Raw genomic sequence first — 10,557 nt, 5'->3', positions numbered from 1 at the left:
GGAGTAGTGGATATGAGCTTCTTCCTTTTTAGGCTAGCAAAGGTATATGCATGAACGGAATTAACAAAACTTAATCCCCCAAGAATTACAACTGAGCCGTTTGCGCCAGCGTCAAATTCAATGTAACAAAAAAGCCCCCGAAAGTTATCTATCCGACGCTTTCGAGGGCTTTTTTTATTTTATCCTTTTATTCCCATTCTATGGTCGCATTGGGTTTCGGCGACATATCATAGCAAACACGATTTACATTCTTCACTTCTTTCAGAATACGGTCTGTGATTTTCATCAGGACAGGCCACTCAACCGGTTCGATAGTGGCTGTCATGGCATCTACCGTATTGACAGCACGAATAATAACCGGCCAGTCGAAAGAGCGGGCATTATCACGCACACCGACAGATTTGAAATCAGGTACTACTGTAAAGTATTGCCATACCTTCTTATCCAATCCTGCAATTTGGAATTCCTCACGCAAGATAGCGTCTGATTCACGTACAGCTTCCAGACGGTCGCGTGTGATGGCACCCAGGCAACGTACACCTAAACCCGGACCGGGGAAAGGCTGACGATAAACCATTTCATAAGGCAAGCCCAGTTCCAGCCCACAGGCACGCACTTCATCCTTAAACAGTTGGCGCAAAGGTTCTACAAGCTGGAATTTAAGGTCTTCGGGCAGACCGCCTACATTATGATGAGATTTCACCATTTTAGCAGTCTTCGTGCCGCTTTCCACAATATCCGGATAAATGGTACCCTGACCTAAAAAGTCGATGCCGTCCAATTTACGTGCTTCTTCTTCAAACACACGGATAAACTCGCCACCGATAATTTTACGTTTCTGCTCGGGGTCTTCCACACCAGCCAGTTTATCAAGAAAACGGTCTGTAACATCCACATAAACAAGATTCGCCTTCAACTGATTACTGAATACTTCAACCACGTCTTCAGATTCACCCTTACGCATCAAACCATGATTCACGTGCACACATACCAAGTTATCCCCGATTGCTTTCAGAAGCAGAGCAGCTACCACAGAACTGTCAACTCCACCCGACAAAGCCAACAACACTTTCTTGTCGCCTACCTGACGTCTGATCAGCTCTATCTGGTCATTGACAAAATTCGTCATATTCCAGTTAGCTTCGGCCTTGCAAGTATCGAAAACGAAAGATTTTACAGCATTTTTAATAGCTTCAATGTCGTCCGTAAATTCCGCCAGTTTCACCTCACAAGTCGCTTTATCGTGACCGGCAGCCATAACGGGAATCCCCATCGTATAGATAGCCGGATTTACGTCAATAGACACACCGTCAATCACATTATTCGGTCCGCCATTGATAATAATCCCCTTTACATTGGGCAATGCTTTCAGTTCTTCCACTGTGATGTCGTGAGGATAAATCTCACTATACACTCCTAACGCACGGATGGCGCGAGCCAATACCGTATTCTCATGACTACCCAAGTCAAGGATAACAATCATGTCCTGTTTCATCTGATTCTGTTTTTTAATTATGTTATTGTCAATAGTTTCTTTCGTATCAACTTATCCGCAAATATAAATATTTTAAAAGACGTTACAATGTTTGGTTTCCACAAAGTTTCATTTTTCCTTTTCTATTTCCACATCCGTATTGTTAATCGCTTCGTCACGTAATGCGGAACTATTGAGATAATACTTGCCATCCTTGCGAAACAATATTCCTAGATATGGTTCACGGTTGTTTGTGCTCGTACCATCCAACGTATAATATAAGCTCACCGTGACATTCGTTTTCAGCAAGCTCCTCATCTTTTATCAGCATCAACGAGTCAACGGCAGGAATATGTTTCACCAGACTATCAGATGTTTTTGTGTCGTTGCCACGGATAGCTTTCTTCATCAATTCGTATAAAGCCAACAACGACGCGTTTCACCTTACGCCTTCAACCGTATCACAAACCGGCTACCCTTTCCCAGTTCGCTTTCCACCATCAACGTGCCGCCGTGAGCTTCCACAAAATCCCTCGAAATAGACAGTCCTAACCCGCTTCCCTGCACTTTTGTTCCGGGGACACGGAAGTAACGGTCGAAGATACTTTTGTGATAGCGCGGGTCGATACCTTTTCCGAAGTCCTGAACATATAATTCAATGATAGCATCTTCCTGTCTGGCACCGATGACGACATGACCGTTTTCCTTGGAGTAACGGATAGCATTACTTAATAAGTTAGTCAATACCCAGGCAATCTTTTCGCTGTCTACAAAGAGTTTTCCTATTTTCTCTTCAGGATATTCCACTTCTATTTGGATATTGAACTTATCCGCTTGCACCTGATTGGCTTTGATGGCATACTCTATCAGTTCAATCGGTTTCGTTATTTTCGGCATCATCTGCAGTTTACCGGCTTCCACCTGAGTCATGTTCAGCAGTTCGCCTGTGATGCTAAGTAAACGTTCGCTGCTCTCCTTGATGCTCTTTGAGAGTTGCTCCTGTTCCTCGTTCAATTCGCCTACACGCTTGTCCTCCAACAGTTGAAGGCTCATCATTATAGCGGAAATCGGAGTTTTCAGTTCATGGGAGATAGTGGAGATAAAGGTAGTCTTGGCAGAATCCAGTTCTTTGAACTCCGTTATATTTTTCAGTAATATTACATCGCCCAGTTTACGCGGTTCGTCGTTCCCGGCTTCCGTATTGATGATAGGGACATAAGATGCCTTAAAATAACTCTCCTTATTATCAGCGTATATCTTCAAAGGCTCTTTCTGTTCGCTTGGTGTCACCAGTTCGCGAATCAGACGGCGGAGAAGATCGTTTTTCAAGGCAAGCTCTTCCGCCGATTTGCGGATTACATTCTCACGTTTCAGGTTCAGCACATTCAGGGCTTCCTCATTGACAAACAGAATCTCACGTTCCATGTTCAATCCGATGACGGGGTCGTCTATACTGTTCACAATCGCTTCTATGAATTTCTTCGCGGAAAGAATGTCCGACAAGGTGCTGGCACGGTACTCAGCCAAACGTTCCGCCATCCGGTTGAAACTATCGGCTACTTCACGGAACTCTTCATTACCACTCATATTCAAACGCTTCCCATAATTATGACCGGCAATTTCAAGGATTCCCTCTTTCAGTTCCTTAATCGGTTTGCTGATGGAACGGGGCAGCCAATAGAGCAACACCAGACCGGTCAATATACAAATACCGCCGGTAATGGAGATCCATAACAACGCACGTTCCAGCCCCGGCATGGCGGCAGGGCTATCCGGTTCCGTCGCCGTCAGAATCTGCAGGTTTATAACCGAAAGGGTCACCAGCAAAATAATCATTCCCGCCAGCATCCCGATGCCAAGAATCAGTTTCGTTTTAATATTCATAATGTTCATGCGATTAATATTATGCAAGTATAATCAAATCTACATTAGCTTGCGATAAATTATTTAAAAACTTTCTGTATCCCAATACCGAACAGATTGCATACGGCAACCGTAAATCAGGAGTTCCCATACAGACCGTCGATATTTGCTTCTCCCTGCAAACCTTGACGATACTCCCCAAAATATCCTTCGACTGCACCTGAACCACTTCTCCACCAAGCTCCGCCACCAGTTTGAAATGGTTCAGCAGATAACGCTGGCGCGCCAGGTCAATCCTGTCCATGCTCTCTTTCGGCGTCTGGACATACAAAGCGATAAAAGTAGTATTATACCGGGTTGCCAACTTCGCCGCCCTTCTGATAATCCGTCGGGGCGTCCTCTCATGGCTGCTGATACAAGCCATAAACTTCTCATGGCGCAGACCGACGGCAACGCCCATCACCACCTCATTTTCCACTTTCTTCTCCACCCGCAGCGCCACTTCTTTCAACGCCAATTCCCGCAATTGAAGAATATTCTCCGTGCGGAAGAAGTTATTCAACGCCATCTGAATCTTTTCCGGGCGATATATCTTTCCCGCTTTCAAGCGGGAAATCAGTTCCTCGGCAGTCAAGTCGATATTCACTACTTCGTCCGCTTCCTGAAGCACGCTGTCCGGCACCCGTTCTTTCACCTCAATACCCGTAATCTCCTGCACTTCTTCGTTCACACTTTCGATATGCTGGATATTGATTGCTGAAATCACGTTGATACCCTCGTCCAACAATGCTATAACGTCCTGCCACCGTTTTTCGTTCAGGCTTCCTTCCACATTGGTATGTGCCAGCTCGTCCACAATCACGATTTCAGGATGCACGCGGATGATTGTGTCCAGATCCATTTCTTCCAGTTCCTTTCCCTTGTAGAAGATTTTGCGTCGTGGGATGACAGGCAAACCTTCCAGCAACGCCTCCGTCCCGGCTCGTCCATGAGTTTCGACATAGCCGATTTGAACGTCCACCCCATTCTCCAGTAATTCATGCGCTTCCTGAAGCATACGATACGACTTGCCTACACCGGCTATCATTCCGATGTAAATCTTGAACTTCCCCCGGTGCGACCTTTTTATCAAATCGAGGAAATGCTGTACGCTTTGTTCTCTATCATCCATTTTTTCCAATCTGTTTTTTTATATCCTAACCCGTGGCAATCTTCACGACTCCCACGGGTTCTTTACACACTAAAAATTCATGAGTTTAATTCAGGGCCTTAAAGTCAGGCCAAATACAAGATATGCATCTTCATATCGTGGATTCCAAATTCCCTGGACAAATATAGGTAATGAAAAATTATCGTTAATTTTTATATCTTTCATGGCCTTCAAAGCTATGTTCGTAACAGCGAAGCCACTGTTAGGAAGATTATAAATTGTATTCGTCTGATAAGGTAAAAATCCGCAGGTCAGATTCAGATTGCAGGATTTCACCACAAACGGATAGTTCAGTTCGACATAAGAAGAATAATTATTCTTCTCTTCCCCTTCCGCGTCATACCTCTTGTCGGCACCTGCAAACATGGTGTACCAGGCAACAGATAACGGGAATCTTTCTATCGGCAAGGTATAAGATAATCCGGCTTCAAAGAAGTGATTCGTTTCGTGCGCGTTGTAGTTGAAATATTTATTCCTTTCATCTGACGGATCCGCTTCTCCTTTCCACCAATAATCAGTCAAAAAAAGCGTGGGACCATTCTCCCCGAATGTATAGGAAGCGGATAAATCCAGCTCTTTCTTACCACCATTGAAATTGGTAGAACCCCAGGCACCGATATAGAAATTACCGATGCCGAATCCTAAAGTCGGCTGGAAGGCAGCACCACCGCCCTGATAATACCCTCTCCAAACATAGGAACTGACAATATCCCCCTGTACGGTAAATTCTTGCGCTTTTGCCGTATTTGCCGTCAACATACATATAGCTGCCACAACGGCTGCTCCTGAAAAATACTTTTTGCTTAAATAATTCTTCATACTCTTTTTTCTAATTCTATTTTATGTTTCTAAGAAAAGAGCAGCGCCCTGTCCATCCCTGTTTTTATTTGAATCGCCGGAAATGCACCCGGACGATTCGGACAGGAACGCTGCTCATGGTTCATCACTTATCAATGTTTTTCTTCAAGTGCAATATTCAGTTTCAGCACATTCACTTTCTCCGTTCCAAAAAGACCTAGAAATGGCTTTTCCACACTCTTGTCAACAATCTCTTTCACCTGGTGCTCTGTCAGCCCGCGAGCCTGCGCCACCCGCTTCACTTGTACATAAGCACATTCGGGAGTTATATCCGGGTCAAGTCCGGAAGCACTTGCCGTTACCATTTCGGCGGGCACTTCCCGCCGGCTCAGATAAGGGTGATGCACCAGAAAAGTATCTATACGCGCTTCCACTTCAGACAGATATTCGGGATTCGTCACCCCTTTATTACTACCCGATGAACTGGTAGCATCATATCCGTCGCCCGCACAGGAAGGTCGTCCCCAAAAATAAATATCCTTTGTAAACATCTGACCGACATTGGCTGCCCCCACAACTTTGCCGTCCAATGTAGCCACTTCGGCATTTCCCTTATTAGGCCCTGCCACCTGCGCAAACAGCCACAGGACAAGGATATAGAACACAGAGAAAAAGACACAGAAAACAAGTGTTATTTTTAATGACTTCAATAAAGTTTTCATTGCTATCGTTTTTTAATTAAAAGAATAAACCTACCAATAAATCAATCAATTTGATTCCGACAAAAGGAACAATCACACCGCCCACACCGTAAATCAACAGATTGCGGCGCAGCAAGGCACTTGCACCTATCGGCTTGTATTGCACGCCCTTCAAAGCCAACGGAATCAGAATCGGAATGATTATCGCGTTAAAGATAACGGCCGAAAGAATCGCGCTTTCAGGACTATGCAGGTGCATGATATTCAGAGCAGCCAATTCGGGAATGGCAACCATAAACAAGGCCGGGACGATGGCGAAATACTTAGCCACGTCATTGGCGATAGAGAATGTAGTCAGTGTGCCGCGCGTCATTAACAACTGCTTGCCTATTTCCACAATCTCAATCAGCTTCGTCGGGTCATTATCCAAATCGACCATATTACCGGCTTCCTTGGCAGCCTGCGTACCGCTGTTCATAGCTACTCCTACATTGGCCTGTGCCAAAGCCGGAGCGTCATTCGTACCATCACCCATCATTGCTACCAGTTTGCCCGCCTGCTGTTCTTTCTTGATATATTCCATCTTGTCTTCCGGCTTGGCTTCGGCGATAAAATCATCGACTCCGGCTTTTTCTGCGATATATTTGGCAGTCAGCGGGTTGTCACCGGTCACCATCACCGTCTTCACTCCCATCTTGCGCAGACGTTCGAAACGTTCCTGAATACCCGGTTTGATAATATCCTGCAATTCGATAACACCCACTACTTTATGATTTACACACACCACCAGCGGAGTACCACCGTTGTTTGAAATAGCAGAAATCACCTCTTCCACTTCCTTCGGGAACTTATTTCCGGCACTCTCCACCATCTTACGGATAGCATCGAAAGCACCTTTACGGATTTGCGTGCCATCAGCCAAATTGACACCGGAACATTTGGTTTCCGCCGTAAACTTAATCATGTGCGCACCTGCCGTATTCAGGCTACGCATACGGATACCCGATTCGCGTCCCAGTTCTACGATTGATTTTCCTTCCGGCGTTTCATCCGAGAGGGAAGAAAGCAGGCAGGTTTCCACAAAGTCATGCAGTTCGATGCCCGGAGCCGTATGGAAGCGGGTTGCTTTACGGTTACCGATAGTGATTGTACCCGTTTTATCGAGCAGCAATGTGTCAATATCTCCGGCAGTCTCTACCGCTTTACCGGATTTAGTGATTACGTTCGCACGAAGGGCGCGATCCATTCCGGCAATACCGATAGCGGAAAGGAGTCCACCGATAGTTGTCGGAATCAGACACACAAACAGAGATATCAAAGAAGCAATGGTGATGACAGTATTGCTATAATCGGCAAACGGCTTCAACGTCACACACACAATGACGAAAACGAGTGTGAAACCTGCCAACAGAATAGTCAATGCTATCTCATTCGGTGTTTTCTGACGAGATGCACCTTCCACCAATGCAATCATCTTATCCAGAAAACTTTCTCCCGGCTGCGTAGTCACCATTACTTTTATATGGTCGGACAGCACTTTCGTCCCCCCCGTAACAGAACTCTTGTCTCCTCCTGCTTCACGGATCACCGGAGCGGATTCGCCGGTGATGGCACTCTCGTCGATAGAAGCCAATCCCTCGATGATTTCACCATCCGAAGGGATTACATCTCCGGCTTCGCAAACAAACACATCGCCTTTCTTCAGTTGTGAAGAACTTACGATACTGATTTTACTTCCTTCCACCTTCTTCGCCGGAGTCTCTTCACGAGTCTTGCGCAAGCTGTCGGCTTGTGCCTTACCACGCGCTTCGGCGATGGCTTCGGCAAAATTGGCAAACAACAAAGTGATGAACAGGATAAAAAATACAGCAATGTTATAACCGAACGCCCCCTGCGAGGGATTTACGATAGAGTAGAGCGTAACGAACAGCATCACCGCCGTAGCCACTTCTACCGTAAACATAATCGGATTCTTTATCATCATTCGCGGATTCAGTTTCACGAATGATTGTTTCAGACTTTCTATAACTTGCTCCTTTGGAAACAAAGAAGCTGATTTATTATTTTTCATATCTTCTCTAATTCAGAATTACAAACTTAAATGTTCAGCAATCGTACTCAATGCGTGTACCGGGAAGAACGACAGGGCGGCAATAATGAAGATAACTGCAAAAGTCATCACTCCAAAAGTCACTGTATCTGTCTTTAACGTTCCGGCACTTTCCGGTATAAATTTCTTTTGAGCCAGCAAGCCGGCAATGGCAACCTGTCCGATGATAGGTATAAAGCGACTTAGAATCAACACAATACCACAAGTATAATTCCAGAAATACGTATTGTCTCCCAAGCCTTCAAAGCCTGAACCGTTATTAGCAGCACAAGAAGTATATTCATAAAGCTGCTCGCTCAATCCATGAAAACCTAAGTTATTGAGCCACCCACCCTCACTTTGTACAAAATCGGGATGATGCGTATAGAGATAAGACGATAAAGCGGTAAATACCAATATCACAAACGGATGGAGCAAAGCGACAATCGTAGCGATTTTCATTTCGCGGGCTTCCACTTTCTTTCCGAGAAATTCCGGCGTACGCCCTACCATCAGCCCACTGATAAAGACGGCTATAATGATAAAGGTGTAGTAATTCATCCATCCTACACCGACACCGCCAAACCAGGTATTAATCTGCATATTCAGCATTTCAACCATTCCTGACAGCGGCATGGTAGAATCATGCATCCCATTCACTGAACCATTGGAAGTTACAGTAGTAGTCACACTCCACAAAGCCGTTGCTCCGGCGCCCAACCGCACTTCTTTTCCTTCCATCGCACCATTATCCTGACTGATTCCCATAGCATCAATACGAGGATTGCCGCCCATCTCCTGATTCACATTAATGCAGACACCTGCCAAATAGGCAAAAAGCATCACTCCGAAAATAGTATATCCCAATTTTCTTCTTCGTGTATAGAAGCCCAACGCAAGTACCATCGCCATCGGAATAATCAGAATCGACCAACACTCTACCATATTCGTAAGATAAGTCGGGTTTTCCAACGGATGGGATGAGTTTACACCGAAGTAGCCGCCGCCGTTCGTACCCAATTGTTTAATAGGAACAATTGCAGCCGTAGGTCCCTGAGAAATCATTTGTTCCTGCCCTTCAAGAGTGGTTACTTGCATCTTTCCGTCAAATCCCATCGGCACTCCCTGAAGAATCAAGACAAAACCTACAATCAGAGAAAGCGGCAACAAGATACGTGTACAGCTTACTACGAGAAACTGCCAAAAGTTACCGATTGTTTGTGTCGTCTTTGCGGCGATACTCTTCATAATTCCTGCCATGGCCGCCATACCTGTTGCAGCAGTAATAAACTGGAAGAGCATGACAACAAACAATTGTGTAAAGTAAGTCAATCCGCTTTCACCGCTATAATGCTGCAAGTTACAGTTGACCATAAAACTGATACATGTATTGAATGCCTGGTCAGGCGACTGTGGGCCGTTGCCATCCGGATTGAGAGGCAACCATCCTTGCGATACCAATAATACCATACCCCAGAAGAACCAAAAAGCGTTCAATATTAACAGAGCTTTCAAGAACTGCTTCCAGTTCATTTCTTCATTAGGGTTGATTCCACATACTTTGTAAATCACCCTTTCAATAGGAGCCATAAAGTCCGACCAAGTCTTTTCTCCTTTGTAGACTTTGGCTATATATTTTCCCAGTGGATAAGCAAGGATTACCATCAAGGCAATCTGCGCAACTACACCTAAAATTTCTGTATTCATACTTTTACCTTAAACTGTGTATAACTTAAAACTTTTCCGGTTTGATGAGCACATACATCAAATAACCGAAGATTGCAATGCCTAATACAAATAGTATTGTGTACATAAGTCAATTCTCCTTTTCTTTTAAATATTCTCAAACCAATCTATAGATTTCCCAAATAGCCAAAAGCAAGCGAAGCCGCTCAACAGGCAGAAAATAAATGATAATGTTATTCCCATGTTTTTTACCTTTTTAAATGGATTAATAATTCTAATTATTTACCGGATATAATGCCAAAGGTGTGCCAGAAAAAGGGATACAGATGTAAAGAATTGATTTACAATACAATAAAAAGAAGAGATAGTTATAAGAATGAAAGAAATACCCTACCATTTTGAAAGGGTTATGCTATTTTGAAAAGTTATATAGAAGTTATACGGTACAGAAATGAATATCTTTTAGGCACGGATTACACGGATTTCACGGTTTTAGTGTAATGTTTACGCAAAGAAACCGTGTTAATCCGTGTAATCCGTGCCTAATCCTTTATTTATAATTTAGTTCATTTCCGTACGAATACGAAGTATATAGAGGAAAATAGGATGTGTATCTAGCGAACCATGAGGTGTATAAAAACAGAAATCCCCTTGACTCTTAATGAATCAAGGGGACTCTTCAAAAACGGCGGCTACCTACTCTCCCACTGTTACGCAGTACCATCGGCGTGACGAG

Annotated in this window: 9 protein-coding genes; all 9 read right to left on the bottom strand. The window is 44.4% G+C overall.

All coding sequences use genetic code 11. The features are described 5' to 3' along the window. Positions 1 to 187: 187 nt before the first annotated feature. Positions 188 to 1,495 (bottom strand): glutamine-hydrolyzing GMP synthase, encoded by a 1,308-nt coding sequence (gene guaA, locus RDN93_RS20525; protein ID WP_308747217.1) that lies wholly within the window; start codon positions 1,493 to 1,495, stop codon positions 188 to 190. 220 nt (positions 1,496 to 1,715) lie between these two features. Next, positions 1,716 to 1,883 (bottom strand): hypothetical protein, encoded by a 168-nt coding sequence (locus RDN93_RS20520; RefSeq protein ID WP_308747216.1) that lies wholly within the window; start codon positions 1,881 to 1,883, stop codon positions 1,716 to 1,718. Between the two features lie 35 nt (positions 1,884 to 1,918). After that, on the bottom strand, positions 1,919 to 3,358 hold the full coding sequence (locus RDN93_RS20515) for an ATP-binding protein (protein WP_308747215.1): 1,440 nt from the start codon (positions 3,356 to 3,358) through the stop codon (positions 1,919 to 1,921). Positions 3,359 to 3,377: 19 nt separating this feature from the next. Next, positions 3,378 to 4,508, bottom strand: a complete 1,131-nt coding sequence (locus tag RDN93_RS20510) for a sensor protein KdpD (protein WP_308747214.1) — start codon at positions 4,506 to 4,508, stop codon at positions 3,378 to 3,380. A gap of 90 nt (positions 4,509 to 4,598) precedes the next feature. Then, on the bottom strand, positions 4,599 to 5,366 hold the full coding sequence (locus RDN93_RS20505) for a hypothetical protein (RefSeq protein ID WP_308747213.1): 768 nt from the start codon (positions 5,364 to 5,366) through the stop codon (positions 4,599 to 4,601). Positions 5,367 to 5,497: 131 nt separating this feature from the next. Beyond that, positions 5,498 to 6,067: a K(+)-transporting ATPase subunit C gene (locus RDN93_RS20500; protein ID WP_308747212.1), complete on the bottom strand. Its 570-nt coding sequence runs from the start codon at positions 6,065 to 6,067 to the stop codon at positions 5,498 to 5,500. 16 nt (positions 6,068 to 6,083) lie between these two features. After that, positions 6,084 to 8,117 (bottom strand): potassium-transporting ATPase subunit KdpB, encoded by a 2,034-nt coding sequence (gene kdpB, locus RDN93_RS20495; protein WP_308747211.1) that lies wholly within the window; start codon positions 8,115 to 8,117, stop codon positions 6,084 to 6,086. 18 nt (positions 8,118 to 8,135) lie between these two features. Next, the gene (kdpA, locus tag RDN93_RS20490) at positions 8,136 to 9,842 is read right to left on the bottom strand and encodes a potassium-transporting ATPase subunit KdpA (RefSeq protein ID WP_308747210.1); all 1,707 of its coding nucleotides are present in this window, start codon (positions 9,840 to 9,842) and stop codon (positions 8,136 to 8,138) included. A gap of 25 nt (positions 9,843 to 9,867) precedes the next feature. Further along, the gene (gene kdpF, locus RDN93_RS22100) at positions 9,868 to 9,948 is read right to left on the bottom strand and encodes a K(+)-transporting ATPase subunit F (RefSeq protein WP_374047431.1); all 81 of its coding nucleotides are present in this window, start codon (positions 9,946 to 9,948) and stop codon (positions 9,868 to 9,870) included. Between the last annotated feature and the right edge of the window lie 609 nt (positions 9,949 to 10,557).

The organism is uncultured Bacteroides sp., from assembly GCF_902491285.1.
In the GTDB taxonomy this organism is placed as follows: Bacteria; Bacteroidota; Bacteroidia; order Bacteroidales; family Bacteroidaceae; genus Bacteroides.
The sequence above is the reverse complement of the archived record's forward strand: the minus strand, read 5'-3'. Positions and strand labels throughout refer to the sequence as shown.